Source organism: Pseudoduganella sp. RAF19, from assembly GCF_052114165.1.
GTDB lineage: Bacteria > Pseudomonadota > Gammaproteobacteria > Burkholderiales > Burkholderiaceae_D > Rugamonas.
Genome location: NZ_JBFREF010000007.1, coordinates 161,937 through 185,881, shown reverse-complemented (window position 1 = coordinate 185,881; position 23,945 = coordinate 161,937). Strand labels below are relative to the sequence as shown.

26 protein-coding genes are annotated in these 23,945 nt (G+C 61.5%); 10 read left to right on the top strand and 16 right to left on the bottom strand.

Going from position 1 to position 23,945, the window contains the following annotated elements; all coding sequences use genetic code 11:
- Window positions 1-77 precede the first annotated feature (77 nt).
- Window positions 78-1,487 (bottom strand): MFS transporter, encoded by a 1,410-nt coding sequence (locus tag AB4Z19_RS20060; RefSeq protein WP_442035901.1) that lies wholly within the window; start codon window positions 1,485-1,487, stop codon window positions 78-80.
- Window positions 1,488-1,680: 193 nt separating this feature from the next.
- Between AB4Z19_RS20060 and garD the strand changes: the two genes are divergently transcribed.
- Together garD and AB4Z19_RS20050 are read left to right on the top strand one after the other, a co-directional pair.
- Window positions 1,681-3,222: a galactarate dehydratase gene (gene garD, locus AB4Z19_RS20055; protein ID WP_442027835.1), complete on the top strand. Its 1,542-nt coding sequence runs from the start codon at window positions 1,681-1,683 to the stop codon at window positions 3,220-3,222.
- Between the two features lie 29 nt (window positions 3,223-3,251).
- The gene (locus tag AB4Z19_RS20050; RefSeq protein WP_442027836.1) at window positions 3,252-4,061 is read left to right on the top strand and encodes an NAD-dependent epimerase/dehydratase family protein; all 810 of its coding nucleotides are present in this window, start codon (window positions 3,252-3,254) and stop codon (window positions 4,059-4,061) included.
- A 76-nt stretch (window positions 4,062-4,137) separates the two neighbouring features.
- On the opposite strand, the gene AB4Z19_RS20045 is transcribed toward AB4Z19_RS20050, so the two are convergent.
- The 6 genes from AB4Z19_RS20045 to AB4Z19_RS20020 all read right to left on the bottom strand — a co-directional run bounded on the left by AB4Z19_RS20045 (window position 4,138) and on the right by AB4Z19_RS20020 (window position 10,099).
- Window positions 4,138-5,022: an SMP-30/gluconolactonase/LRE family protein gene (locus AB4Z19_RS20045; protein WP_442027838.1), complete on the bottom strand. Its 885-nt coding sequence runs from the start codon at window positions 5,020-5,022 to the stop codon at window positions 4,138-4,140.
- Window positions 5,019-6,596, bottom strand: a complete 1,578-nt coding sequence (locus AB4Z19_RS20040; RefSeq protein ID WP_442035854.1) for an aldehyde dehydrogenase (NADP(+)) — start codon at window positions 6,594-6,596, stop codon at window positions 5,019-5,021. The genes AB4Z19_RS20045 and AB4Z19_RS20040 overlap by 4 nt, the downstream gene beginning before the upstream one ends.
- A gap of 18 nt (window positions 6,597-6,614) precedes the next feature.
- Window positions 6,615-7,526 (bottom strand): 5-dehydro-4-deoxyglucarate dehydratase, encoded by a 912-nt coding sequence (kdgD, locus tag AB4Z19_RS20035; protein WP_442027982.1) that lies wholly within the window; start codon window positions 7,524-7,526, stop codon window positions 6,615-6,617.
- Window positions 7,527-7,607: 81 nt separating this feature from the next.
- Window positions 7,608-8,330 (bottom strand): FadR/GntR family transcriptional regulator, encoded by a 723-nt coding sequence (locus AB4Z19_RS20030; RefSeq protein WP_442027984.1) that lies wholly within the window; start codon window positions 8,328-8,330, stop codon window positions 7,608-7,610.
- 52 nt (window positions 8,331-8,382) lie between these two features.
- Window positions 8,383-9,207 (bottom strand): ChaN family lipoprotein, encoded by an 825-nt coding sequence (locus AB4Z19_RS20025; RefSeq protein ID WP_442027986.1) that lies wholly within the window; start codon window positions 9,205-9,207, stop codon window positions 8,383-8,385.
- A 37-nt stretch (window positions 9,208-9,244) separates the two neighbouring features.
- Complete coding sequence (locus AB4Z19_RS20020) at window positions 9,245-10,099, bottom strand: alpha/beta fold hydrolase (protein WP_442035853.1); 855 nt, start codon at window positions 10,097-10,099, stop codon at window positions 9,245-9,247.
- Between the two features lie 106 nt (window positions 10,100-10,205).
- Between AB4Z19_RS20020 and AB4Z19_RS20015 the strand changes: the two genes are divergently transcribed.
- Window positions 10,206-10,745 (top strand): CGNR zinc finger domain-containing protein, encoded by a 540-nt coding sequence (locus tag AB4Z19_RS20015; protein ID WP_442029362.1) that lies wholly within the window; start codon window positions 10,206-10,208, stop codon window positions 10,743-10,745.
- Here AB4Z19_RS20015 and AB4Z19_RS20010 read toward each other — a convergent pair.
- From AB4Z19_RS20010 to AB4Z19_RS19985, 6 genes are all read right to left on the bottom strand, one after another.
- Complete coding sequence (locus tag AB4Z19_RS20010) at window positions 10,742-11,746, bottom strand: hypothetical protein (protein WP_442029364.1); 1,005 nt, start codon at window positions 11,744-11,746, stop codon at window positions 10,742-10,744. The two genes, AB4Z19_RS20015 and AB4Z19_RS20010, sit on opposite strands and share 4 nt — an antisense overlap.
- Window positions 11,689-12,273 (bottom strand): hypothetical protein, encoded by a 585-nt coding sequence (locus AB4Z19_RS20005; RefSeq protein WP_442029366.1) that lies wholly within the window; start codon window positions 12,271-12,273, stop codon window positions 11,689-11,691. The genes AB4Z19_RS20010 and AB4Z19_RS20005 overlap by 58 nt, the downstream gene beginning before the upstream one ends.
- Before the next feature lie 6 nt (window positions 12,274-12,279).
- Entirely contained in the window at window positions 12,280-12,453 is a 174-nt protein-coding gene (locus tag AB4Z19_RS20000; protein ID WP_442035852.1) for a hypothetical protein, read from the bottom strand.
- 2 nt (window positions 12,454-12,455) lie between these two features.
- Window positions 12,456-12,848, bottom strand: coding sequence for a DUF3224 domain-containing protein (locus AB4Z19_RS19995; RefSeq protein WP_442035851.1), 393 nt, complete (start codon window positions 12,846-12,848; stop codon window positions 12,456-12,458).
- 11 nt (window positions 12,849-12,859) lie between these two features.
- Window positions 12,860-13,411 (bottom strand): DUF1697 domain-containing protein, encoded by a 552-nt coding sequence (locus AB4Z19_RS19990; protein WP_442029370.1) that lies wholly within the window; start codon window positions 13,409-13,411, stop codon window positions 12,860-12,862.
- Between the two features lie 61 nt (window positions 13,412-13,472).
- The gene (locus AB4Z19_RS19985; RefSeq protein WP_442035850.1) at window positions 13,473-15,059 is read right to left on the bottom strand and encodes a sensor histidine kinase; all 1,587 of its coding nucleotides are present in this window, start codon (window positions 15,057-15,059) and stop codon (window positions 13,473-13,475) included.
- A 116-nt stretch (window positions 15,060-15,175) separates the two neighbouring features.
- Between AB4Z19_RS19985 and AB4Z19_RS19980 the strand changes: the two genes are divergently transcribed.
- Together AB4Z19_RS19980 and AB4Z19_RS19975 are read left to right on the top strand one after the other, a co-directional pair.
- Complete coding sequence (locus AB4Z19_RS19980; protein WP_442035849.1) at window positions 15,176-15,511, top strand: hypothetical protein; 336 nt, start codon at window positions 15,176-15,178, stop codon at window positions 15,509-15,511.
- Window positions 15,508-16,353 carry an HDOD domain-containing protein gene (locus AB4Z19_RS19975; RefSeq protein ID WP_442030236.1) on the top strand — a complete coding sequence of 282 codons (846 nt, stop codon included), beginning with the start codon at window positions 15,508-15,510 and terminating at the stop codon, window positions 16,351-16,353. Before AB4Z19_RS19980 ends, AB4Z19_RS19975 begins: the two co-directional genes overlap by 4 nt.
- 48 nt (window positions 16,354-16,401) lie before the next feature.
- Here AB4Z19_RS19975 and AB4Z19_RS19970 read toward each other — a convergent pair whose 3' ends face one another.
- Both AB4Z19_RS19970 and AB4Z19_RS19965 read right to left on the bottom strand, forming a co-directional pair.
- Complete coding sequence (locus AB4Z19_RS19970) at window positions 16,402-16,776, bottom strand: hypothetical protein (protein WP_442030238.1); 375 nt, start codon at window positions 16,774-16,776, stop codon at window positions 16,402-16,404.
- Window positions 16,777-17,015: 239 nt separating this feature from the next.
- Window positions 17,016-17,330 carry a hypothetical protein gene (locus AB4Z19_RS19965; protein WP_442030282.1) on the bottom strand — a complete coding sequence of 105 codons (315 nt, stop codon included), beginning with the start codon at window positions 17,328-17,330 and terminating at the stop codon, window positions 17,016-17,018.
- A 90-nt stretch (window positions 17,331-17,420) separates the two neighbouring features.
- Here AB4Z19_RS19965 and miaB point away from each other — a divergent pair, with 90 nt between their 5' ends.
- The 3 genes from miaB to ybeY are packed head-to-tail and all read left to right on the top strand — an operon-like array spanning window position 17,421 to window position 20,264.
- Complete coding sequence (gene miaB / locus AB4Z19_RS19960) at window positions 17,421-18,755, top strand: tRNA (N6-isopentenyl adenosine(37)-C2)-methylthiotransferase MiaB (protein WP_442035848.1); 1,335 nt, start codon at window positions 17,421-17,423, stop codon at window positions 18,753-18,755.
- Entirely contained in the window at window positions 18,752-19,816 is a 1,065-nt protein-coding gene (locus AB4Z19_RS19955) for a PhoH family protein (protein ID WP_442027885.1), read from the top strand. Before miaB ends, AB4Z19_RS19955 begins: the two co-directional genes overlap by 4 nt.
- Window positions 19,800-20,264, top strand: a complete 465-nt coding sequence (gene ybeY / locus AB4Z19_RS19950) for an rRNA maturation RNase YbeY (protein WP_442027883.1) — start codon at window positions 19,800-19,802, stop codon at window positions 20,262-20,264. The genes AB4Z19_RS19955 and ybeY overlap by 17 nt, the downstream gene beginning before the upstream one ends.
- Window positions 20,265-20,378: 114 nt before the next feature.
- On the opposite strand, the gene AB4Z19_RS19945 is transcribed toward ybeY, so the two are convergent.
- Window positions 20,379-21,392, bottom strand: coding sequence for a transporter (locus tag AB4Z19_RS19945; protein ID WP_442027882.1), 1,014 nt, complete (start codon window positions 21,390-21,392; stop codon window positions 20,379-20,381).
- A 97-nt stretch (window positions 21,393-21,489) separates the two neighbouring features.
- Here AB4Z19_RS19945 and AB4Z19_RS19940 point away from each other — a divergent pair, with 97 nt between their 5' ends.
- Together AB4Z19_RS19940 and lnt are read left to right on the top strand one after the other, a co-directional pair.
- Complete coding sequence (locus tag AB4Z19_RS19940; RefSeq protein ID WP_442027880.1) at window positions 21,490-22,368, top strand: HlyC/CorC family transporter; 879 nt, start codon at window positions 21,490-21,492, stop codon at window positions 22,366-22,368.
- Window positions 22,368-23,912, top strand: a complete 1,545-nt coding sequence (gene lnt / locus AB4Z19_RS19935; RefSeq protein WP_442035847.1) for an apolipoprotein N-acyltransferase — start codon at window positions 22,368-22,370, stop codon at window positions 23,910-23,912. The genes AB4Z19_RS19940 and lnt overlap by 1 nt, the downstream gene beginning before the upstream one ends.
- The last annotated feature ends 33 nt before the right edge of the window (window positions 23,913-23,945 follow it).

The window sequence follows — 23,945 nt, the reverse complement described above, 5'->3', positions numbered from 1 at the left end:
TCGCCGCGATCAAACCAGAGGCCTAACTAAGGTGCCTGCCACGACGTGGCAGGCACAAGGTTCTTGCCGTGGTTCTATCAGACGGTAATTTCCTTATAGCGCGGCACCAGGGCCTTCATGCCCAGCCATGCAACCAGATAGGCCAGCGCGCAGATCGCGAACATGATCATATAGCCGGTGTAGATCTGGCCCAGCGCGCCGTAGTAGTCGAACAGCCAGCCGCCGATCTTGGACATCAGCACGCCGCCGATACCGCCGGCCATACCACCAATGCCGACCACCGATGCCACCGACTGCTGCGGGAACATGTCCGACACCGTGGTGAAGATATTGGCCGACCACGCCTGGTGCGCCGACGCCCCCACGCCGATCAGCAGCACCGGAAGCCAGAAGCTGATGTGGCCCAGCGGCTGCGCCAGCAGCACCACCAGCGGGAAGAAGGCGATTGCCAGCATGGCTTTCATACGGCCGTCGTAAGCGTTGTCGCCGCGCTTCATGAAGTAGGCCGGGAACCAGCCGCCGCCGATACTGCCGACCATGGTCATGCTGTACAAGACGGCCAGTGGCAGCACGATGTCTTCCTTGCCCATGCCGTACTGCGCGGACAAATACTTCGGAAGCCAGAACAGGAAGAACCACCACACGCCGTCCGTCATGAACTTGCCAAATACGAAGGACCAGGTCTGGCGATAGCCCAGCAGCTGCATCCAGCTCAGCTTCGCGCCGCCCACAGCGGCCGGCTTGGCGGCTGGTGCATCGCTGCGGATATAAGCCAGTTCCTCAGCGGACATGCGCTTCTGGCGATCGGGCGTATCGAAGAAGATCAGCCACGCAATCATCCACAGGAAACCGATGGCGCCAATGATGACGAAGGCCGCCTGCCAGCCCCAGTACAAGGCGATGACCGGCACGGTCAGCGGCGCCAGAATGGCGCCCACATTGGCGCCCGAGTTGAAGATGCCGGTAGCGAAGGAGCGTTCCTTCTTCGGGAAGTATTCCGCGGTGGCCTTGATCGCGGCCGGGAAGTTGCCCGACTCGCCGATCGCCAGCACAGCACGTGCGAGCATGAAGCCGGCAATCGAAACCGGCACCGCAGCAATGCCTACCGCACCGAGAATGGAAGCAATGCCCGCACCCAGCGGAATTGCCATCGCATGCATGATCGCGCCCAGGGACCAGATGACGATCGCCAGCACAAACGCTGCGCGCGTGCCCATGCGGTCGACCACGCGGCCGGCAAACAGCATGGAAATCGCATAAACGAACTGGAAGACGGCCGTGATATTGGCGTAATCGGTATTCGACCAGCCGAATTCCTTGGACAGATCAGGCGCCAGCAGGCTCAGAACCTGGCGGTCCAGGTAATTGACCGTGGTAGCGAAGAACAGCAGACCGCAGATGGTCCAGCGGTACTTGCCGACTGCCTGTGCAACGGGCGCGGCCTTGTCGGCGGCGGTCTCCAACTTCCCAATCACTTGTTCGTTCATGGTGTCACTTATATAGGTGTAATCGTTGACGCTGCCGGTCTCCACGGTAGCTTGTACGTCATCGTACAACCGAAACCACCCCAACGCAAGAAATAATCAATTGGCCTGACCAATTGCAGTTTTGGACTAGCCAGATGATCCAACTTCTGCCATACTGCCAGTCATCAGACAACCTCATTGCGCAGGACAAAAAATGACTCTCACCCCACGCCGCATTCGCATGCACGAGAACGACAACGTCGCCATCGTGGTCAATGACGGCGGACTTCCTGCCGGCACCGTTTTCCCCGACGGTCTGGCTCTAGTGGAAGGCGTACCACAGGGGCACAAGGTAGCGCTGGTGGACATCCCCCAAGGCCAGCCCATCACCCGCTACAACGTGACCATCGGCCGCGCCGCGCGCGATATCGCCCGTGGCAGCTGGGTCAGCGAGCAGCTGGTGGAAATGCCGGCCGCGCGCGAGCTGACCAACCTGCCCATATCCGACCGCCTGCCACCGCCACTGCCGCCACTTGAAGGGTACACCTTCCAGGGTTACCGCAATGAAGACGGCTCGGTCGGCACGCGCAACATCCTGGCGATTACGACCACCGTACAGTGCGTATCCGGCGTGGTGAAATTTGCCGTTGAGCGCATCAAGAACGAACTGCTGCCGCGCTATCCGAATGTGGATGACGTGGTCGGCCTGGAACACACCTACGGCTGCGGCGTGGCGATCGATGCGCCGAATGCCATGGTGCCGATCCGCACCCTGCACAACATCAGCAAGAACCCCAACTTTGGCGGACAAGCCATGGTGGTCAGCCTCGGTTGCGAGAAGCTGCAGCCAACCCGCCTGTTCCCGAAAGGCTCCTTCCCCATCATGAAGGAAGGCGAGCCGCCGGTGGTGTGCCTGCAGGACCAGCAGCACGTGGGCTTCATGTCGATGATCGATTCCATCATGAAGACGGCCGAGTCCCAGCTGGAGATCCTGAACAAGCGCCAGCGCGTCACCTGCCCTGCTTCCGACCTGGTGGTCGGCGTGCAGTGCGGCGGCAGCGACGCCTTCTCCGGCGTGACCGCCAATCCGGCCGTGGGCTTTGCCACCGACCTGCTGGTGCGTGCCGGCGCTTCCGTGATGTTCTCGGAAGTGACCGAAGTCCGCGATGGCATCGACCAGCTGACGTCCCGCGCTGCGACGCCGGAAGTGGCCGACGCCATGATCCGCGAGATGGCCTGGTACGACGAATACCTGAAGCGCGGCGGCGTTGACCGTAGCGCCAACACCACGCCCGGCAACAAGAAGGGCGGCCTGTCCAACATCGTGGAAAAGGCCATGGGCTCGATCGTGAAGTCCGGCTCGGCGCCGATTGCCGGCGTGCTGTCGCCGGGCGAAAAGCTGAAGCAGAAAGGCCTTATCTACGCTGCCACTCCCGCAAGCGACTTTATTTGCGGTACGCTGCAACTCGCTGCGGGCATGAACCTGCACATCTTCACCACGGGCCGCGGCACACCGTACGGCCTGGCGGAATGCCCCGTGATCAAGGTCGCTACCCGCGACGATCTGGCGCGCCGCTGGCACGACCTGATGGACGTCAACGCCGGCCGTATCGCCAGCGGTGACGCAACGATTGAAGACATCGGCTGGGAACTGTTCCACCTGATGCTGGAAGTGGCAAGCGGCCGCAAGACCTGGGCCGAACACTGGAAACTGCAAAATGCACTGGTGCTCTTTAATCCTGCGCCAGTGACCTGAGAATTTGATTTGAATTGATAGGAAGAGCAATGAGCAAACCATTCAAACGTCTGCTGCTGACTGGCGCCGCTGGTGGCCTGGGCAAAGTGCTGCGCGACCGCATCAAGCCATGGGCGGATACCGTCGTGCTGAGCGATATCGGCGACATGGGCCAGGCGCGCGAAGGCGAAGAGATTATCCGCTGCGACCTGGCGGACAAGGCGGCCGTGCTGAAGATGATGGAAGGCGTGGAAGCGATTCTGCACTTCGGGGGCATCTCGACCGAGAACACTTTTGAGAACATCCTTGAAGCGAATATCCGCGGCACCTACAACCTCTACGAGGCGGCGCACAAGCATGGCGTGAAGCGCATCGTGTTTGCCAGCTCGAACCACGCGGTGGGCTTCTACAAGCAGACCGACTACATCGACGCCGACGCGCCGACGCGTCCGGACAGCTTCTACGGCATCAGCAAGGTGTTTGGCGAGCAGCTGTCGCGCTACTACTACGACCGCACGGGCATCGAGACGGTGTGCATCCGCATTGGTTCGTCTTTCCCTGAGCCGGCCAATCCCCGCATGCTGGTGACCTGGCTTTCCTACGACGACCTGGTGGAAGCGCTGCGCTGCTCGCTGTTCGCGCCGCGCGTGGGACACACCATTCTGTTTGGGACGTCGAATAATCCGGGCAGCTGGTGGGATAACCGCAAGGCTGCGCACATGGGCTTCCGTCCGAAGGACAGCTCGGAACAGTTCAACCACCTGTTCCCTAACAGCGCGGACTACCCGCCAGCAGGCGATCCGAATTCGACCTGGCAAGGCGGGAAGTTTGTGAACGACGGTCCGACGTATAAGGATTAAAACCCACGGCAGAAGCAGGTGTCAGCCACATCGTGGCTGACACCAGGGTTACGCCGTTGGTTTAAAAGAGTATCGGTTACGCCGCTGGTTTAAAGGGAGTATCGCTGACGCCCTGCACACCGGGGCGCAGCGTAATCACCGCTCCGGCCAGTTCGCCTTCAGCAGGCTGGCCCGGCACGATCGAAGTGACCAGCAGCGTGCGCAGATCGTCGCCGCCAAACGCGCACATCGACGGCTTGGTCATTGGCACATCAATACGCATATCCAGCTTGCCTTCCGGCGTGAAACGCAGGATGCAGCCCGCGTCATTCCCGCAGATCCAGTAACAGCCATCGGCATCCATGGCCGCGCCGTCAGGGCGCCCCGGAAATTCCTTCATGTCCACGAACACGCGCTGATTGGACGGTGTGCCGGTCGACGTATCGAAGTCGAAGGCCCAGATCATCTGGCTCTTCGGGTGGGAATCGGAGAGGTACATGGTGCGGCCATCGGGCGACCATGCAAGGCCGTTCTGGGTCAGGAGGCCCGAAACGACCGGCTGCGACAGCGAACCATCGTAGCAATACAGCTGGCCGATGGCCTGCGCCGCCGCCATGTCCATGAACATGGTGCCGGACCAGAAGCGGCCCTGGCGGTCGGTGCGGCCATCGTTAAAGCGCTTGCCGGGACCGAGCGTATCGGGCGCGGCAAGCAACGTGGCTTCGGCTTGCGCGCCGTCGCCCAGCGCGATGCTGAAGATGCCGCTCTCCATGCCTGCAATCAGGCCGCCGCCTTCTCTGGCGGCGACGCAGGCAGTCATTTCATGCGACTCCCAGCTGCGCAGCGCGCCGCTGGAGGCATCCCAGCGCCAGATGCGGCGCGCCGGAATATCCACCCAGTAGAAAGCCCCCTCGCTTGCGTTCCACGTCGGGCTTTCGCCCACGCTGCAAACCAGGTCGCCGACGCGCTCGAAGGCCGTCATGCCTTCTTGGCCTGCAGTTCGCCGTTGACGATGCGCGGCACGTTCAGCGGATTGTTATCGGCAATCGCTTGCGGCAGCAGGTAGGACGGCACGTCCTGGTAGCTGACCGGACGCAGGAAGCGGTCGATCGCGGTCGCACCCACCGAAGTGGTGCGGCTGTCCGAAGTGGACGGGAACGGACCGCCATGCACCATCGCATGCGACACTTCCACACCAGTCGGGAAGCCGTTGAACAGGATGCGGCCAACCTTGCGCTCCAGCGTCGGCAGCAGCGAGCCGGCGATGTCGCGGTCATCGGCAGTTGCCTGCACGGTGGCAGTCAGCTGGCCTTCCAGGTGCTCAGCGAAACGCTTCAGGTCTTCAGCGGTCTTGGCGCGGATCAGCACCGAGCTTGGGCCGAAGTTTTCAGCTTCCAGCGCAGCGGTGGACAGGAAAGTATCCACGTCCACGGAATACAGATGCGGGCGGGCCTGGCAACCGGCAGCCGGAGCGCCTTGCGCCAGCAGGGTCACGCCTTCCAGTGCGGACAGCTTCTCCACGCCGGACTCGTAGGCCTTGTGGATGCCCGGGGTCAGCATAGTGGTGGAAGGCTTGGCCTGCACGGCTGCGGCAGCAGCGGTGGTGAAGGCATCCAGCTCGGCGCTTTCCAGGCCGATCAGCAGGCCAGGGTTGGTGCAGAACTGGCCCGCGCCCATGGTCAGCGAATCAGCGAAGCCTTGTGCAACCTGGGCGCCTTTCTCTTTCAGAGCGCCCGGCAGCAGGAATACAGGGTTGATACTGGACATCTCGGCGTACACAGGGATCGGCTCCTTGCGTGCAGCGGCGATGCGCATCAGCGCCAGGCCACCGAAACGGGAACCGGTGAAGCCGACAGCCTTGATGACCGGATGCGCCACCAGATTGGAACCAGTCTCAATACCGCCGATCAGCATGGAGAACACGCCTTCCGGCAGGCCGCAATCGGCAACGGCTTTTTGCACAGCCTTGCCCACCAGTTCGGAAGTACCGAGGTGCGCAGGGTGGGCTTTCACGATAACAGGGCAACCAGCGGCCAGCGCGGAAGCGGTGTCGCCACCTGCCACCGAGAAGGCCAGCGGGAAGTTGGAGGCGCCGAACACAGCGACCGGACCGATGGCGATCTTGCGCATGCGGATGTCCGAGCGCGGAGGGGTGCGCTCGGGCAGTGCGGAATCCACGGTGGCGTTCAGGAACACGCCATCACGAACCACCTTGGCGAACAGGCGCAGCTGATTCACAGTGCGGCCACGTTCACCTTCCAGGCGGGCTTGCGGCAAGCCGGATTCCTGCATCGCACGCTCGATCAGTTGCGGGCCGATGGCCACGATGTTGTCGGCGATCTTCTCCAGGAACTGCGCGCGCTGCTCAAGGCCGGTTTCGCGGTAAGTGTCGAAGGCGGCAGCGGCGAGGCTGCACGCTTTTTCCAGGTCAGCGGCGCTGGCCATGCCGAAGGGCGGATCGATTTCCACGTTGCGGGAAGGATCGATCGCCTTCATCTGGCCTTCGCGGCCCATGACAGCGCTCTGTCCAATTACCATTTCACCAGCGATGTGCATTGCTTACTCCTTAGTTTTTCATTGTGCGCCTTGGGCGCGGATCAGTTTGTCCAGCATTGCGCACTCTTCCTCGTTCAGGTCGCTCAGCGGAGCGCGCACTGGACCCGCATCGTGACCGACCAGGCGGGCGCCGGCCTTGACGATGGACACCGCATAGCCTTGCTTGCGGTTGCGGATCGCCAGGTACGGCAGGAAGAATTCGTCCAGCAGACGGTTCGTCGTAGCGTGATCGTCTTTCGCGATAGCGTGGTAGAAGTCCATGGCCAGCTTCGGCATGAAGTTGAACACGGCGGAGGAATACACCGGAACACCCAATGCCTTGTACGCTGCTGCATAAACTTCTGCCGTCGGCAGGCCGCCCAGATACGAGAAGCGGTCGCCCATCTTGCGCCAGATCGATACCATCAGTTCGATGTCGCCGATGCCGTCCTTGAAGCCGATCAGGTTCGGGCAACGATCTGCCAGGATCGCCAGCGAATCAGGCGTCAGGCGGCAACCACCGCGATTGTAGACCACAACGCCAAAGTCCACAGAAGCGCAAACTTCTTCCACGTGCTTGATCAGGCCTTCCTGGCTCGCTTCGGTCAGGTAGTGCGGCAGCAGCAGCACGCCGTGGGCGCCCTGGCGCTCGGCTTCCTGGGCGAATTTGATGGCTGCACGGGTCGGGCCACCTGCACCGGCCAGGATAGGCACTTTGCCGCGGCAAGTGTCGACGGCGGTCTTGATGATTTCCGGGTATTCCTCGTGGGTCAGCGAGAAGAACTCGCCGGTGCCGCCAGCCGCGAACAGAGCGGAGGCGCCGTATGGAGCCAGCCATTCCAGACGCTCGATGTAGCCCTTCTTGTTGAAGTTGCCTTCAGCATCAAAGTCGGTCACTGGGAAGGACAGCAGGCCAGCGGAAAGGATCTTTTTCAGGTCTTGCGGATTCATGGCGTCTCCTAGAGGTCGCGGTTAAGTTGTATGACATCGTACAAGTATCCGCAAAACGCTGCAAGCGTTTTTTGTTACCGGTCAGGCGTTGCCGCCCTTTTCCAACATTTCCTGGGCATGACGCAGGCGTTCGCGGCTATTGCTCAGGTGGGTGCGCATGGCCGCGCGGGCGCCTTCCGCGTCCTTGCGCATGATGGCGTGGCAGATATCCTCGTGCTCGCGCTGCACGCGCATCAGATAGGCGGCGGGGTCGTCGTGCACCAGTTGCGCCGAATTCACACGGGCGCGCGGGATGATCGCACTGCCCAGATCGCTCAGGATGTCAACGAAATAACGGTTATTGGTGGACTGGGCGATCAGCTGGTGGAATTGCTTGTCAGCATCCACCGGATTGCCCTCTTCCTGCATGCGCTTCAGCAGCGCGGACAATTGCACGGCCTGCTGATCGGTCCGGCGGCTGGCCGCCAGCGACGCCGCTTCCGTTTCCAGGGTGATGCGCAGCTCCAGGATGGCCAGCACGTCTTCCAGGGTGCTGATGGTCAGGCGCATATTGCCGCTCGGCGGTTCCAGCACAAAGGTGCCCACGCCGTGACGGGTTTCCACCAGCCCGGCGGCCTGCAGATGCGAGATCGCTTCGCGCACCACAGTACGGGACACGCCATGCAGCTGCATGATCAGCGACTCGGTCGGCAGCTTTTCGCCCGGCTTCAACGTTCCGCTCTGGATATTGGACGTGATCGCCTCCACCACCCCCTGAGCCAGGTTGCGGTGTTTCTTGCGGACAGGAGCTGCGGTTTCAGTCATCGTGGCATGCCTTCTCTGGAAAGCAACTAGTATACCACTTGTTGTATGACGACTATTTTTTCAGCCCTTTGCAAGGATCGGCGCGCTTTACAGACTCCAGCTTGCGCACTTCATCGAAGGGCAAACGCATCTGATCCGGCTCCACGAAACCGATAGTGCGGATGTTCAGTTTGGGCTCAACCGCGTTCAGCCAGCGCGGCACGCCGATGTCTTTTCGGACATGGCCGTTACCGGCAATCAGCACCACATCGCGCGGCTGCTGTTCGCGGATCAGCTTGGCCATCCAGATGTCGCGTGCCACCTGGGCATCGACCATGCCGGGGACCATCATGTCCGGCAGCATATCGCAATGGCCTTCCTTGATTTCGCGTTCCTGCGCCTTACGCAACTCCAGCGGCAGCGGCTTGTCCAGCTTGTAGGCTGTAACGGTCGCGGCATCGAAACTGGATGTCACGCCGTCACGCACCACGCGCGAAGCATCGGCACGCGACAGATTCACGGCAAGCAGCGGCAGGTTGTTGGTCAGTGCCAGCTGAATCAGCGGATGGTATTGCTGCCAGTTCCAGCCGGGCGTATTCATCACTTTGATCAGGCAGGACGCATCAAGACAGCCTTTCTGGGCTTCGTCCAGCAGGCGCTGTTTGTCGCGGTCGAACTGCTCCATCGCAATGACCGGACGCCAGCCCGCTTCCACGCGGCGCTTCAGTTCTTCGAAACGCAGCTTGTGGCCTTGCGGGTTGTCGTGCACTTCGCCCAGCAGCAGCACTTGCGGGTTGGCGGGACCGGCGGCGATCGACGCCACCGGCTCGGGAGACTTCTTGAAGAAGCTGCAGCCGGACAGGGCTACCGCCACGAGGATTATGAGGTGACGCTTCATCGAACATGGATCAGTTGAGTGAAGCGTCTAGTCTACCTCACAGTGCCTTCTCCAGCAGCGTGTGGATTTCCGCAGCGATCTCGTCCACATGGGTTTCCAGCGCAAAGTGGCCCGTGTCCAGCAATTTCACCACCGCATTGGGATTATCGCGGCGATAGGCTTCGGCGCCAGGCGGAATGAAGAAGGGGTCGTGCTTGCCCCAGATCGCCAGGGTCGGTACTTGGGTATCGCGGAAGAATTTCTGGAACACGGGATACAGCGCCAGGTTGTTGCGGTAGTCGTAGAACAGCGCGATCTGAATGTCCTTATTGCCGGGACGGGTCATCAGCAGTGCGTCCAGCGCATACGCTTCCGGCGCGACCTGTTCGGGATTCGCGACACCATGCGTGTACTGCCATTTGGTCGCGTCGTAGGTCAGGAAGCTGCGCATCACTTGCTCGTTTTCCGCGCTGGGATCAGCCCAGTGCTTGCGCATCGGCGCCCAGCCCTCTTCACTCAGACCCTCCAGGTAGGTATTGCCGTTTTGCGAGATCAGGGCCGTGACGCGTTCCGGATGCGCCGCTGCCAGACGGAAGCCGGTAGGCGCGCCGTAGTCGAACACGTAAAGCGCGTATTTTTCCAGTTTCAGCGCTTGCACGAAGGCCTCCATGGTGGCCGCCAGGCTGTCGAAGCTGTACTGGTAATTGCGTTCGGCGGGAACTTCAGTGAAACCGAAGCCAGGCAAGTCGGGAGCGATCACGCGGTATTTAGTGGCCAGCAGCGGGATCAGGTTGCGGAACATGTGCGAGGAAGACGGGAAGCCGTGCAGCAGCAGGAGCACCGGCGCATCTTCAGGGCCGGCTTCGCGGTAGAAAACGTTGATGCCATCGGCTTTGATCGTGTTGAAGCGCATTTTGTAACCTCTTAAATGTGTTGTTTATGGTTACCATCTTACGCCGGCAGCGTAACTTGTCAAGTGATTTTTTGATGGTTACAATGAAGCCATGGAGGAATGCAAGATGACTGAGTTCTATGGCGATCATCCCGCACTGGACCTGATCAACACGGTGGTGCAGGGAACAGAAACATGGCATAGCGATGCCGATGTGATGCAATGGCTGAAGGACGCCGGCTTCCCGGTGAGCGGCAAGGCGCCGCATGGTTTGCTGGAAGCCGGGCGCGGCCTGCGCGAAACGGTGCGCGCGCTGGTGCACGCCCGCAAGCATGGGCATAAGCTGGATGTGGCCCGTCTGAACGGCTTGCTGGCGCAATCGCAGCGCCACTTGGCACTGCACGCGCAGGCGGACGGCAGCGTCACACTGCAAACGCGCTACGCGACGGACACGCCCGAGCGCCTGCTGGCGCCGCTGGCCGAATCCGCCGCGCAGTTGCTGGCGGATGGCGACTTTAATCTTATCCGCAAATGCGAAGATCACGAGTGCACGCTGTGGTTCCTGGACCGCACCAAGTCCCACCGCCGCCGCTGGTGCAGCATGGCGCTGTGCGGCAACCGCAACAAGGTAGCCTCCTTCCGCCAGCGGCAAAAAGCGGAGGTTTAACGGCGCACCTGGACTGTGTCGCCATCCGCGTCCGCCGTGGTGACCGAGACGGTAACGCCATCGACGGTGACCGCATCGCCCGCGTGCAGCGCCGCGTCGCGGAATTGCCGGTCGACGGAACCGGTGCGGCGCTGGGTGCGGTAGCCGCCGCCAAGCGAACCGAGTCTCATATCGACCGTGTAGACCAGCAGGCCCTCCTGCTCCGGTAGCAGTTTGTCGTAGCCTTCATTGCGGCGCGATTCCATCACCAGAATTTTCGAACTGCTGAGCGGCACCATGGCCGCCTTGATGCCGCTGCCCTGGCGCACGAGTGGACTCAGCTTGATCGCTTGCGCCGGCCTGGTCAGGCACGCCACCTGCTCTTCCGGCAGCCAGCCTTGCAGATAACGGTCCCAGGCATTGTGTTCGATGGCGGCATTGCTCCAGCTGTTGACCATCACGCCCCACGAACCCAGGGTTTGCGATGCATGGTCCAGGTCTTCATCGACCAGGCCGAAGGCGTGGCCGGTTTCATGCACCATCCATTTCCATTTGGCGCCAATGATGCCGCGCTCTTCGTTGTAGTACATGTCCGCGCCTCCCGTGGCGCCGTTGAGCACATAGCCGGTGCGCGTCCACGTCGGAAAGGTAATTGCCGGGCCCATGCGCATGGTCGCCATCGGCATTTCCTTCGGCACCAGAAAGTACACGGCGTCGTACTGGCCGTAATCGATCTGGCCGTCGGTCAGGCCAATGATTTCGTTGCGGTAGCCGGTGAAATCGGCCGAGCCGTACTTGTCCGGCGAGAATGGCAGGCGCACCCAGCGCGACAGGATGTCGAAATCAAACGCCAGCCGGCCGTAGGACTGCTTCAGATAAAAGTCGCGCACGTCGCTGGCGAGCGGCGTGAAAAATGCGGCGGGATCGTCCTTGCCGCTGACTTCATCGAAATCCACCGGCACGATCAGCGCCCTGACGCGGCCAAACGATGGCAGACGCACGCGCACCTTGGGAAAGCCCACGACGTGTCGGTGTTGAAGCTGCGCACCGGCGTCACCTGGTCCATGAGCTGGCAGGCGGATGCCGGTTTGAACGTGGATGCAGGTTCGCTGGCCAGCGCCAGCAATTTCGCGCCACGCTCGCCGGGCACCGTGCCCGCATCGAGCGTCACCGCATACACGCCCTGCCCGTCCGGCTGCATGCCGCCGATGCTGGCGGCGCCACCGGCCGACACGCTGATCTGGTAGCGATGGCGCCGCAACGGCGATCCGGGCGGCTCAACGGTGTCGAGCAGATACTGGCCGGGCGCCAATTGCAGACTCAGGCTGCCATCCGGATTCGCGGCCGTAAATTGCCAGTCCGGCGCCGCAGCCTTTTGCACGAACACGCCCGTGGGCAATCCTCGAAGATCGGCCGGGTGATACAGCCAAAGCTTCAGATTGCCACGCCCAGCAGGGCTCAGCGCACGCGGAACCGGCGGCGCCGGGCGGGCCGGGCGAATGATGACGGGCGTGGTAACGATGCGGACATCGTGCGCGATGACGGCCATCTGCGCTCAGAGATTACAGACGCTGTGGATATTGGTGAAGGAAATACCGTGCGCAATCGCGCGACCGACGCAACTCACTTTTTCAGCGCCATTGTCGGTCAGGGCGATGGCGCCAAGGAACAGCGCCACCACCAGCGCGGCCAGGATCAGAACGCCGCGCCATGTATCGTTTATTCTCATTTTTATATAAAGCTGTAATCAAGCGAATAGAAGTGCTTTCCGTCTTCGATGCGCACGTCCATTTTACCGCGCAAGCCAACCAGTCCATCGGTTCCGGAATCGGGCACGATGATAATCCGTAACCCATCATATTCGCCACCCATAACGCCCTGGTGTTGTAAAGCGAAGCTGCCGTGGCGGCCGTCCAGTGTGCCTTTGACTTTTTCGATCGCCACATACACGGCCGACGTCGGCACAGCGCTGCGGTAGCTCAGGAATTCGCCGTAGCCCTCCGCCTCCAGCGGGCCGTGGTAGCGCTTGTCAAGCGTCATGCGGCCGATGCCGCAGCCCTCGGTCAGGGAGGCGTTCGGTGCGGGCAGCAGCTTTACGTCAAATTCTCCGTTTACCGCGGGCATTCTTGTTCTCCTCAGGCGGACTGGCCGCTGGCCAGCGCGTGCAATTTATTGATGGTTGACCAGTTGCGCGTGGTGACCGCATCGCCTACAGCTTTGCCCATGGCCGCTGCGGCGCGGCTGGCGAGAATGCCGTCCGCGCACCAGATGTAGGCAGCCCAGCGTCCCAACGCGAAGGCTTCGGGTTTCCAGTCCTGATGCGCGAGCGGCTCCAGCTTGGCGCGGTCGGCGGGATTGTTGAGCACCGCGACCAGCAGGCGGGAATGATCGTCCGCCACCTCGCACAAGCTGTTGTCTTCCACCACACCGTCGAGCTGTTCGGCATCGAGCACGGTGACGCGCGCGGCGACACCCAGCCGCATCACCAGCGCTTCCTCGATGCGCGTGGCCGACAGGCGCGCGTCCCTGGCCTCGCAATCGAAGACCACGTTGCCACTGTTAAGCAAAGTGCGTACGTCGGCAAAGCCCAGGCCGGTCAGCAGCTTGCGCAGATCAGCCATGGCGATACGTTTGGCGCGTCCAACGTTGATACCACGCAGCAGCGCGATCTGGCGGCGGGTACTCATCCTTTACCTCCCGTGATGATGGGCAAAGTATGCGTCAATCATTGCATCGGCGTCGCCCGCCTCATGCGTGCAGGCGTGCGTCCGGATGCTGTTCGTTGGCTTCGGCGTCGCCTGGCGTCACGCGCGGAATGCGCAGCGTGAAGACGGCGCCCTGGCCCACAAGGCTGTCTACGGTAATGGTGCCGCCAAACTGCTTCACTATCAGATTGAAGACGATGTTCAGGCCGAGGCCCGTGCCGCCCTGGCCGCGGCGCGTGGTGACGAAGGGGTCGAATACCTTGTCCAGCATATCGGGCGCGATGCCCTTGCCATTGTCCGCCACCTGCATTTCGATCACATCGCCCTGCTCGGCGGCCTTGATCCAGATGGTGCCCACGGCGTCGGCGTCGAAGGCGTGTTCGACGCAATTGAGGGTAAGGTTGGTGATGACTTGCGCCAGCGCGCCGGGATAGCTATCCAGCACAATATCGTCCGGGCACTCGATCTCAACGCCGATATGGGTTTTCTTCAGCTTGGGCTGCAGGCTGGACACCACTTCGCCGATGTATTCGTGCAGCTCGAAGCGGCGGCGCGCCTCGCTGACCTGGTCCACCGCGATCTGCTTGAAGCTGTGGATCAGGTGCGCCGCGCGGTAGGCATTGTTCATGATGAGGCGCGCGCTTTCGCCCGCCGTTTCAATGTATTTCTGGATTTCCGATTTCTTGATGGCGCCGCTGGACATGGCGGCATTCACACCTTCCGTGGCCTCCATCAGCACCGACGCGCTGGTCAGCGCGATGCCCACCGGCGTATTGATTTCATGCGCTACGCCGGCCACCAGGCCGCCCAGCGATGCCAGGCGCTCGGCCTGTAGCAGGGACTCCTGGGTGCGCTGCAGATCGTCCAGCGCTTTCGCCGTTTCCTGGGCCGATTTGCGGGCCGCGTCTTCCGCTTCGCGGGTGCGCAGAATGATCGCCTTCACTCGCCGCTGAATGGCGTTAAAGCCGCGGATTACATCGCCCAGTTCGTCGCGCCGCTTCTCGGGCAGCTCTTCCACTTCATCGCTGCCGCGCGTGGCCAGCTCGAACAGACCGTCGCGCAGTTTCTTCAGCGGATCGAACACGATGCGCAGGCTGAGCGCCAGGGCCACCACCAGGATGATGTCCAGCATCAGCACTTCAATGACTTTGCGCCGCACCTCTGCGGCCAATGTAGCGTCGATCTGGGCGCGGCTGAAGTTGACCACCACGCGGCCCACGATCACGGGCTTGAGCGCGCTGCCGGCGGCGCCCGCATCGCGGTAGGCCAGATCGGCCACCACGGGCGCACCGGCAATCGGCGATTCGCCTTCGATGGGAACAATATTGCCGTCGTCCTGGCGGCGCTTGCCGGAGAACAGACCGACGGAGGTGTCATATACGCGGATGGCCACCAGTTCGGGGGGCAGCATTTCGGCGGCAACGATATTGTCGACTTTGGCTTTATCGAGGTCCCACAGGGCGGAAGGCAGGCTGGTTTGCAGGCGGGTCAGCACACCTTCACGCAGGCGCTGATTGCTGACTTCCAGTTCATGGCCCAGGCTGTATTGCGCGTAGGTTCCGGAAATGCCCAGGACAACGGTCACGATGACCACGAACAGGCATGTCAGCCGGCCTTGAATACCAAACATCGAACGTCCTCCCTTTGTGCTCAATGTACGGGATGGAGTGCAACTTGGCAAGATTTTAAGAGGTGATGCAAATCCGACCCGATGGTAAGATTCGAGCCAGGATAAGAGGAGGAACGATGACGGCAAGCTATCAACATCTGGCACTGGCGGACGTGCAGCCCGGCATGGTGCTGTCCGACGAATTGCTGGACGTGCATGGCAAAGTCTTGCTGCCGCAAGGTACGGTGCTGACCGCGGAAATGCTGGCCCTGATGCCGCGCCACGGCGTCACCGCACTACCGATCGCGCAGGCCGAAAAAAGCGCCACGGAACTGGCGGCCGAACATGAAAAACAGCGCGAACGCATCGCTCACTTGTTCCGCCTGCATGATCCCGACAACGGCGATGACTGGGCTGCCAATGCCCTGCGCCGTCTGGTGATCCAATTCCGCACCGGCCAGGAGGCTGCATGACCGAGCACCTGAGCTACGACGATGTGGTAAAGAATTTGCAAGACCTGCCATCCCTGCCCGCAGTGGTGATGGAGCTGCTGAACAGCATCGATCAGGAAGATATCGATATCGGCGTGCTGGCCAAGAAGGTGTCGCACGACCAGGCGCTGACCGCCAAGACCTTGCGTCTGGCGAATTCCTCGCTGTATGGCTTGCAGGTCAAGGTAACCACCATCCAGCAAGCGATTACCTATCTGGGCTTCCAGACCACGCGCAACCTGATCACGGCCGCGGCCGTGACGGGCTGCTTCGCGGAAGGCGCCTGCAAGGCTTTTGATCACAAGGCGTTCTGGCGCCACTCGATCGGCACCGCCGCTTGCGCCAAGATCCTGGCCCGCCATATGCGCTTCAATCAGGACTATGCCTTCACCGCAGGGCTGCTGCACGACATCGGCCGCCTGGTGCTGGTGTCATGTTTCCCTGAGCGTTATACCGACGTGCTGGCCTACCGCGAAGCCCACGACTGCACCCTGCTGGAAGCGGAGCGCACTGCCATGGGCATCGACCACGTGGACGCCGGCCTGGCTCTGGCCGAGCATTGGAATTTCTCCGACACGATGCGGCTGGCCATTGGTGGCCACCACGAGCCGGACCGCCCAGGCGCGGGCTTCCTTGCCACCATCATCCATGTGGCGGATGCGGTGGTTCATGCGCTGGACCTGGCGCGCCAGGAGGATGACCTGGTGCCCAAAGTGTCCACCGTCGCCTGGCAGGCGCTCGCGCTTAACGAGGAAACCTGCCTGCACCTGTTCCGCGAAACCGAGCTGCAATTCGAAGAAATTTCGATGGTCCTGCTATCGTAGCTATCGTAGGGCGGATCATTGATCCGCCGCAGCAGTCACGCGGCGCGCTTAATGCGCGTAGTTGCCGTTGCCGCCTTCGGCTTTCTGAGGCGGATTGGCCGAAGCTTGCTGGGTATTTGCCGCAGCAGCCTTATCTTCTGGTTTCGGACGGCCTTGTGCGTCCGACAGGCGATACTTGGTGCGGCGGTCGCCCATCAGGTCGCGCAGGTCGCGAATGCTCATGCCGGTCACTTCGTGCATGCGGATCAGCAGCGAAGCCCCGACTGGCAGGCGATGGTGGCGGATCTTGCTGATAACTGGCGGAGCCACTTCCAGCAAGCGGGACAGGGCAGCGTCATTTTTCAGCTGCATTTTGCCCAGCAGGATGTCCAGCAGGTGGTTGGGGTTATAACTTTCCTGCGATGCGAGAGCGTGATGTGCCATGATGATCCTCTCTGAAATGAATTAGAAAACAAAGGGCGACCGGGAGGTGGAATTGTTCTTCAGACAATATTTTATGTCCACAACGGCCATCCCTGCCAAGCTGTCTCAAGCGAACATTAATCAATCTCAACGATATGCAATGTTTCGCCTAAAATCTTGACAACAAAGCCATTTCAACACAGGGAAACATCCTGTGGCGCACGAAAGAACTGTGGGGAAATTGTTACAAATACAGCGGCTTATGCCGTGACATTGACATTGCTGCCGGGCGCCGGGGTTCCGGGACCGCTGCGGTTCTCGTTAGCGCTCTGCGAACGCAATTGCTGAAGGGTCAGAAAGTCCTGCTGTTCCGTCTGCTGTGCCTGCTCGCTGCGGCGGGTTTCCTGCAACTGAGTCCGCTCCCGCTCTGCGCGCTGCAGCTGCTGGTCGCGCTGCTGCTGTTCCTCGATCCGTTGCTGACGCTGTTCTTCCAGACGGCGCTGTGCCGCCGCATCATTGGTTTGCTGCAGCAGATTGGCGGCGTTGGTGCTGCTGTTGACGGAATTCACAGGCATGGCAGGCTCCAGAGAGAAGTTGCTCTTTTTACTCTAGGGCGCACTTCCCCCAATTTCAAGGGCGTTCCCGATTTACGGTAAACTTCCACTATGCAGAAAAAAGTATTTATCAAGACCTTCGGCTGCCAGATGAACGAGTACGACTCGGACAAGATGGCAGACGTACTCGGCGCGTCCGACGGACTGGTACGCACCGACTCCCCGGAAGAAGCCGACGTTATCCTCCTGAACACCTGTTCCGTGCGCGAAAAAGCGCAGGAGAAGGTGTTTTCCGACCTGGGTATCTTCCGCAAGCTGAAAGAAGCCAAGCCTGAATTGCTGATCGGCGTCGGCGGCTGCGTTGCGTCGCAGGAAGGCGATGCCATCGTCAAGCGCGCGCCGACGGTCGATCTGGTATTCGGCCCGCAGACCTTGCACCGCTTGCCGAAGATGATCGAACTGCGCCGCCACAGTGGCAAGCCGCAAGTCGACATCAGCTTCCCGGAAATCGAAAAGTTCGACCACCTGCCGCCGGCCCACGTGGAAGGGGCGTTCGCTTACGTCTCCATCATGGAAGGCTGCAGCAAATACTGCTCCTATTGCGTGGTGCCCTACACCCGCGGCGAGGAAGTATCGCGCCGCTTTGAAGACGTGCTGACCGAAGTCGCAGGCCTGGCCGCGCAAGGCGTGAAGGAAATCATGCTGCTTGGGCAGAACGTGAACGCCTTCCGCGGCGCCACCGAAGACGGTGAGGTTGCCGACTTCGCCATGCTGATTGAGTACGTGGCGGCGATTCCGGGCATCGAGCGCATCCGCTTCGTGACCAGCCACCCGAAAGAATTCACGCAGCGCCTGATCGACTGCTACGCCAATATCCCCAAGCTGGCCGACCAGCTCTACCTGCCCGCTCAGCATGGCTCGGACAAGATCCTGGGCGCGATGAAGCGCGGCTACACAGCGCTGGAATACAAGTCCATCATCCGCAAGGTGCGAGCCGTGCGTCCGAACGTGGTGATCTCTTCCGACTTCATCGTCGGCTTCCCTGGCGAAACGGACGAAGATTTCGAAGCCATGTACAAGCTGGTGCAGGACGTCGACTTCGACAACAGCTTCAGCTTCATCTTCAGCAAACGTCCCGGCACGCCGGCCGCCAACCTGGCCGACGATACGCCGGCCGAGGTGAAGTCGGCACGCCTGCAGCGTCTGCAAGCCCTGTTTGATGCCAACACCAAGCGCCACAGCGCGGCCATGGTCGGCCAGACCATGCAGGTGCTGGTAGAAGGTCCGTCCAAACGCGGCGGCAGCGAACTGCAGGGACGCGCCAGCAATACCCGCACCGTCTACTTCGACGGCGGCGCCAACGCAGCAGCCCTGCACGGCCAGATGGTCAATGTGCGCATCACCGAAAGCCTTGATTACTCCCTGCGCGGAGAAGCCTTACTTTGAAAACAAAAACACCAGTGCAACCGCACTACTTCATCCCCGAGCCGCTGGATAACACGCGCCTCGCCCACCTGTGCGGTCCATTGGACGAAAACCTGCGCCAGATCTCGGCCGCGCTGGATGTGACCATCTTCCGCCGCGGCGAGAAGTTCATCGTCAGCGGCGACAATGCCGAACGTGCGGTGGAAATCCTGACCCGCTTCTGGGACGTGGCGGACAAAGTGATTCCAGTGGAAGAAGTCCAGCTGGCACTGGTGGAACAGCGCGCGGGCCTGGCGCCGGAAGCCGAGGAAACCGGCGAAGAACCGCCCTTCCACGATCCGGACATCACCAGCCCGATCCTGAAAACGCGCCGCTCCGACCTGCGCGGCCGCACGCCGCACCAGATCCGCTACCTGCGCAATATTCTCGACCACGACATCAGCTTCGGCATCGGCCCTGCCGGTACCGGCAAAACCTATCTGGCCGTGGCCTGCGCCGTCGATGCGCTGGAGCGCGACGTCATCAAGCGCATCATCCTGACCCGTCCTGCGGTGGAAGCCGGCGAGCGCCTGGGCTTCCTGCCGGGCGATCTGGCGCAGAAGGTGGACCCGTATCTGCGTCCGCTGTACGACGCGCTGTACGACCTGCTCGGTTTCGACCGCACGCAAAAGATGTTCGAGAAGCAGATCATCGAAATCGCGCCGCTGGCCTATATGCGCGGCCGCACGCTGAACCACGCTTTCGTGATTCTGGACGAAGCCCAGAACACCACCGTCGAACAGATGAAGATGTTCCTGACCCGTATCGGCTTTGGCAGCAAGGCCGTGGTGACCGGCGACGTGACCCAGATCGACCTGCAAAAGAGCCAGAAGTCCGGCCTGGTCGATGCGATGCATGTACTGCGCAATGTGCGCGGCATCGCCTTCAGCCATTTCTCCAGCGCCGACGTGGTGCGCCATCCGCTGGTGGCGCGCATCGTCGATGCGTATGAACAGTCGCAGGAAGCCAGTGCGGAAATCGCGCCCCTGCTGCATCCCGTTAAACCCGCCGTTAAAGCAGTCCGCAATGTCCGAAAAAAATAAGCTGACCCTGTCCGTCCAGTACGCCGATCCACGCCTGCAGGAAGACATTACCCGTCCCATGATCCGCAAGTGGGTCAAGGCGGCCCTGTTCGCGCCGGCCGAACTGACCATCCGCTTCGTGGCGGCCGAGGAAGGCCAGGAGCTGAACCGGGAATACCGCGGCAAGGATTACGCTACCAATGTGCTGACCTTTGCCTACAACGAGGGCGAGGATTACGACGAGGACGAGCCGACCCGCGCCGACATCATCCTGTGCACGGACGTGCTGCTGCGCGAAGCGTCCGAGCAGAAGAAAACGGTGGAAGAACACACGGCCCACCTGATCGTGCACGGCGTGCTGCACGCGCAGGGCTACGACCACGAGGATGATGAGGAAGCGGCGGAGATGGAAGGCATCGAAACCGAGATCCTGGACGAACTCGGTTACGCCGATCCTTACGCGTCCTGATCAAAACCCAAGGCGTAACCCAAGTGGCTGCCACGATGTGGCAGCCACTAGATTTCGCCGCGGGTTCTAAACTAGATTCCGCCGCGGGTTCTAAACTGGATTCCGCCGTAGGCTCTAATCGCGCTCTTTCCCGAAAGCCCACCATCCCGCCACGGCCGTGAACACGGCCACGATGGCGATGATGATCCAGAACCCTTCCTTGTCATTGGCGAGCGGAATACCGCCAACGTTCATACCCAGCAAGCCGGCAATCAGATTGATCGGCAGCGCCAGCACGGTGACGATGGTCAGCACGTAGAGGCTGCGGTTATTAGCCTCGTTCACCAGCGCCGCAATCTCTTCCTGCAGCGCCTTGATGCGCTCCTGCAGCGCCGCCATATCATTCAGCGTCACCGCGAATTCCTCGCTCGACTCGCGCAGCTCCTGGCGGTCCGCTTCGGACACCCAGGTCGGCGGGCGTTGCAAAAGTCGGAACAGCGCCGCCGGTTCCGGCGCCAGCAGGCGTTGCAGGCGCACCAGCACGCGGCGCATCAAGCCCAGGTCCGCGCGCTTGTAGCGCAGTTTGCCGGACAACAGACTATCCTCGATGCCGTCCACCTTGGTCGTGGCATCGCGCACGATGCGGGTCAGCACATCCGCCTGGTCGCGCAGCAAATGGGTCAGCAGCACCACGGTGGTGGCAATCGTCTCGCCGCGCTGCACCGCCTGGCGCAGACGTTCGACGGCCTGCAGCGGCTTACGGCGCGCACTTACCACCAGCTGGCGGTCGACGCTCAGCGACAGGCTGGCGATATCGGAAGGCTCGTAGCTGAAATCGCGCAGCACGTCATTCACTACGGCCACCAGCGTATTGTCAGCCTGCTCGATGCGCGTCGAACGTGAGCCTTCGTGCAGGCTTTCGTAGTATTCGGTGGCCAGCGTGGTGTGCTCGCGCATCCACTTTTCACTGGCCGTGTTAGCGAGATTGAAATGCAGCCAGACGAATTCGCCGGGATGATCCGCGCGCTGGCGCAGCCACTGCTCTGCCTCCGCTGCGTCAATGGGTAGCGGGTGCGGGCCACGGCCGAACAGATAGCTACACACCAGTCCACATTGATCCGAACCGTAGGCAACTGCGCTTATCTGCATGCATTCTCCTGACTCATATCAAACTGACAAATCGAACCCCGCGCGTCCGTTTGGTGTATCCTATAGCACTTCGAAACAATAGGCTTCAACGCCAACTATGCAAGAGCACTCTAGTAGCGTCAGAAATGACGCTAAACCACACCGGTCGCTATTTGAGCGACTCACCGCACTGATTTCCCCAGAGCCCGAGAACCGCTCGGAGCTGCTTGAAGTTCTGCACGATGCCCATGAACGCAACCTGATCGACGCCGACGCACTGTCGATGATCGAGGGCGTGTTCCAGGTGTCCGATCTGTCCGCGCGCGACATCATGATCCCGCGCTCGCAGATGGACGTCATCGACATTTCCAAGCCTATTGAAGACTGGCTGCCGCTGGTTCTGGAAACCGCTCACTCGCGTTTTCCGGCCATCGAAGGTGAACGCGACAAGGTCGTGGGCATTCTACTGGCCAAGGACCTGTTGCGCTACTACGCCGAAGAATCCTTCGACGTGCGCGATATGCTGCGCCCTGCCATCTTCATCCCGGAATCCAAACGCCTGAACGTGCTGCTGCGCGATTTCCGCGCCAATCACAATCACATGGCGATCGTGGTGGACGAGTATTCCGGCGTGGCCGGCCTGATCACCATCGAGGACGTGCTGGAGCAGATCGTCGGCGATATCGAAGACGAATACGATTTCGATGAAGAGGAAGACAATATCCTCTCCATCAAGGAAGGTCAGATCGGCCCGCGCTGGCGCATCAAGGCGCTGACGGAAATCGAGCAATTCAACGAAGAGCTGGACGCAGCCCTGTCCGACGAGGACGTGGATACCATCGGCGGTTTCGTCGCCAAGCATCTTGGCCGCATGCCGCACAAAGGCGAAGTGTTCGACATCGACAATCTGCGCTTTGAGGTGCTGCGCGCCGACGCGCGCCAGATCCACGTGCTGACCGTCGAAAAGCTGCCACCTTCCGTGGACGAGCAGGACTGATGCGCTGGCGTAAAGCCAGTGCTGGCGAGCCGTCCGCACCTCCCCGCAGTACCCGCAGCCGTATGCTGATTGCCGCCATCGCTGGCGGCATCAGCGTGTTTTCCTTCGCGCCTTTCGGCTGGTGGCCGCTGCAGATCCTTGCTCTCGCCCTGATGTTCTATCAGATGCTGCGCGCCGACACCGTGCGCGGGGGCGCGCTGGTAGGCTGGGCGTTTGGCTTCGGCTGGTGCACGGCGGGCTTTCACTGGTTGTATATCGCGTTAGGCCGCTTCGGCGGCTTGCCCGGACCGCTGGCCGCGGTTTCGATCGCGCTGCTTGGCGCGGCCATGGGCTTGTATGCCGGTCTGGCGATGGGTGCCGCGGGCTGGCTGCGCAAGCGCTGGGCCTTGCCGCTGCCGGCCGCTAATCTGCTGGTGCTGCCGGCGATGTGGGCCTTGTTCGAATGGCTGCGCGGCTGGCTGTTCACCGGGTTCTCGTGGGTGTCGGCGGGCTATGCGCACAATACGTCGCCGCTGTCCGGCTGGGCGCCGGTGCTGGGCGTGTACGGCATCAGCTGGCTGGTGGCGCTGACCGCCGGCGCGCTACTGCTTCTGATGCATCGCACGCGCTATGCGGCGCTGGGTGTGATCGGCGCGGTGTGGATCGGCGGCTTCGGCCTCCAATACGTAGAGTGGACGCATGCCAGCGGCAAGCCAATTTCGGTGCGCCTGGTGCAAGGCAATGTGGCGCTGGACGCAAAGTTCGATCCGGCGCATATCCAGGGCACGCTGCGCCGCTACTTCGACGCCGTCACTGCCACCCCTGCTGACCTGATCGCGATTCCGGAAACTGGCGTGCCACTGTTCCCGCACCAGCTGCCGCCTGGTTATCTGGATGCTTACGGCCTGTTTGCGCGCAAGACCGGTTCCAGCGTGGTGCTGGGCATCCCGCTGATGGATTCGCCGACGCGCTATTCCAACAGCGTGCTTGGCCTGTCGCCGGTGCGCGGCGTCGCGCCCTACCGCTACGATAAGCATCACCTGGTGCCGTTCGGCGAGTTCATTCCGCTGGGCTTCCGCTGGTTCACCAATATGATGCAGATTCCGCTGGGCGACCAGACGCCGGGTCCGGCCATCCAGGCGCCATTTGCCGTACGCGATCAGCAGGTGCTGCCGAATATCTGCTACGAGAATCTGTTTGGCGAGGAGATTGCCGAGCAGCTTTCTGCAACGTCGGCAACGGTGCTGCTGAATGTGTCCGAACTGGCCTGGTATGGCGAGTCGATTGCGATTCCTCAGCACTTGCAGATTTCGCAGATGCGCAGCCTGGAGACGGGACGCCCGATGCTCAGCGCCACCAATACCGGCGCCACGGTCGTGATCGATCCGCACGGCGTGGTCGTGCAGAAGCTGCCCTACTACCAGCCGGGCGTGCTCGCGACCTCCGTGCAGGGCATGAGCGGCACCACGCCCTACATCGCCACCCAGAACAAGCTGATGCTCGTTCTGGCCGCGCTGGCTGTGGCTGGGGCCTGGCTATGGTCGCGCAAGGCTAAGAAGGCCTGAACACCTCCTCCAGCGTGGCCGCGCTCAACACGG

Excerpts from the sequence above, each read along its gene's own strand:
- AB4Z19_RS20060 (WP_442035901.1), bottom strand. The coding sequence starts at position 1,487 with ATGAACGAACAAGTGATTGGGAAGTTGGAGACCGCCGCCGACAAGGCC.
- garD (WP_442027835.1), top strand. The coding sequence starts at position 1,681 with ATGACTCTCACCCCACGCCGCATTCGCATGCACGAGAACGACAACGTC.
- AB4Z19_RS20050 (WP_442027836.1), top strand. The coding sequence starts at position 3,252 with ATGAGCAAACCATTCAAACGTCTGCTGCTGACTGGCGCCGCTGGTGGC.
- AB4Z19_RS20045 (WP_442027838.1), bottom strand. The coding sequence starts at position 5,022 with ATGACGGCCTTCGAGCGCGTCGGCGACCTGGTTTGCAGCGTGGGCGAA.
- AB4Z19_RS20040 (WP_442035854.1), bottom strand. The coding sequence starts at position 6,596 with ATGCACATCGCTGGTGAAATGGTAATTGGACAGAGCGCTGTCATGGGC.
- kdgD (WP_442027982.1), bottom strand. The coding sequence starts at position 7,526 with ATGAATCCGCAAGACCTGAAAAAGATCCTTTCCGCTGGCCTGCTGTCC.
- AB4Z19_RS20030 (WP_442027984.1), bottom strand. The coding sequence starts at position 8,330 with ATGACTGAAACCGCAGCTCCTGTCCGCAAGAAACACCGCAACCTGGCT.
- AB4Z19_RS20025 (WP_442027986.1), bottom strand. The coding sequence starts at position 9,207 with ATGAAGCGTCACCTCATAATCCTCGTGGCGGTAGCCCTGTCCGGCTGC.
- AB4Z19_RS20020 (WP_442035853.1), bottom strand. The coding sequence starts at position 10,099 with ATGCGCTTCAACACGATCAAAGCCGATGGCATCAACGTTTTCTACCGC.
- AB4Z19_RS20015 (WP_442029362.1), top strand. The coding sequence starts at position 10,206 with ATGACTGAGTTCTATGGCGATCATCCCGCACTGGACCTGATCAACACG.
- AB4Z19_RS20005 (WP_442029366.1), bottom strand. The coding sequence starts at position 12,273 with ATGGCCGTCATCGCGCACGATGTCCGCATCGTTACCACGCCCGTCATC.
- AB4Z19_RS20000 (WP_442035852.1), bottom strand. The coding sequence starts at position 12,453 with ATGAGAATAAACGATACATGGCGCGGCGTTCTGATCCTGGCCGCGCTG.
- AB4Z19_RS19995 (WP_442035851.1), bottom strand. The coding sequence starts at position 12,848 with ATGCCCGCGGTAAACGGAGAATTTGACGTAAAGCTGCTGCCCGCACCG.
- AB4Z19_RS19990 (WP_442029370.1), bottom strand. The coding sequence starts at position 13,411 with ATGAGTACCCGCCGCCAGATCGCGCTGCTGCGTGGTATCAACGTTGGA.
- AB4Z19_RS19985 (WP_442035850.1), bottom strand. The coding sequence starts at position 15,059 with ATGTTTGGTATTCAAGGCCGGCTGACATGCCTGTTCGTGGTCATCGTG.
- AB4Z19_RS19980 (WP_442035849.1), top strand. The coding sequence starts at position 15,176 with ATGACGGCAAGCTATCAACATCTGGCACTGGCGGACGTGCAGCCCGGC.
- AB4Z19_RS19975 (WP_442030236.1), top strand. The coding sequence starts at position 15,508 with ATGACCGAGCACCTGAGCTACGACGATGTGGTAAAGAATTTGCAAGAC.
- AB4Z19_RS19970 (WP_442030238.1), bottom strand. The coding sequence starts at position 16,776 with ATGGCACATCACGCTCTCGCATCGCAGGAAAGTTATAACCCCAACCAC.
- AB4Z19_RS19965 (WP_442030282.1), bottom strand. The coding sequence starts at position 17,330 with ATGCCTGTGAATTCCGTCAACAGCAGCACCAACGCCGCCAATCTGCTG.
- miaB (WP_442035848.1), top strand. The coding sequence starts at position 17,421 with ATGCAGAAAAAAGTATTTATCAAGACCTTCGGCTGCCAGATGAACGAG.
- ybeY (WP_442027883.1), top strand. The coding sequence starts at position 19,800 with ATGTCCGAAAAAAATAAGCTGACCCTGTCCGTCCAGTACGCCGATCCA.
- AB4Z19_RS19945 (WP_442027882.1), bottom strand. The coding sequence starts at position 21,392 with ATGCAGATAAGCGCAGTTGCCTACGGTTCGGATCAATGTGGACTGGTG.
- AB4Z19_RS19940 (WP_442027880.1), top strand. The coding sequence starts at position 21,490 with ATGCAAGAGCACTCTAGTAGCGTCAGAAATGACGCTAAACCACACCGG.
- lnt (WP_442035847.1), top strand. The coding sequence starts at position 22,368 with ATGCGCTGGCGTAAAGCCAGTGCTGGCGAGCCGTCCGCACCTCCCCGC.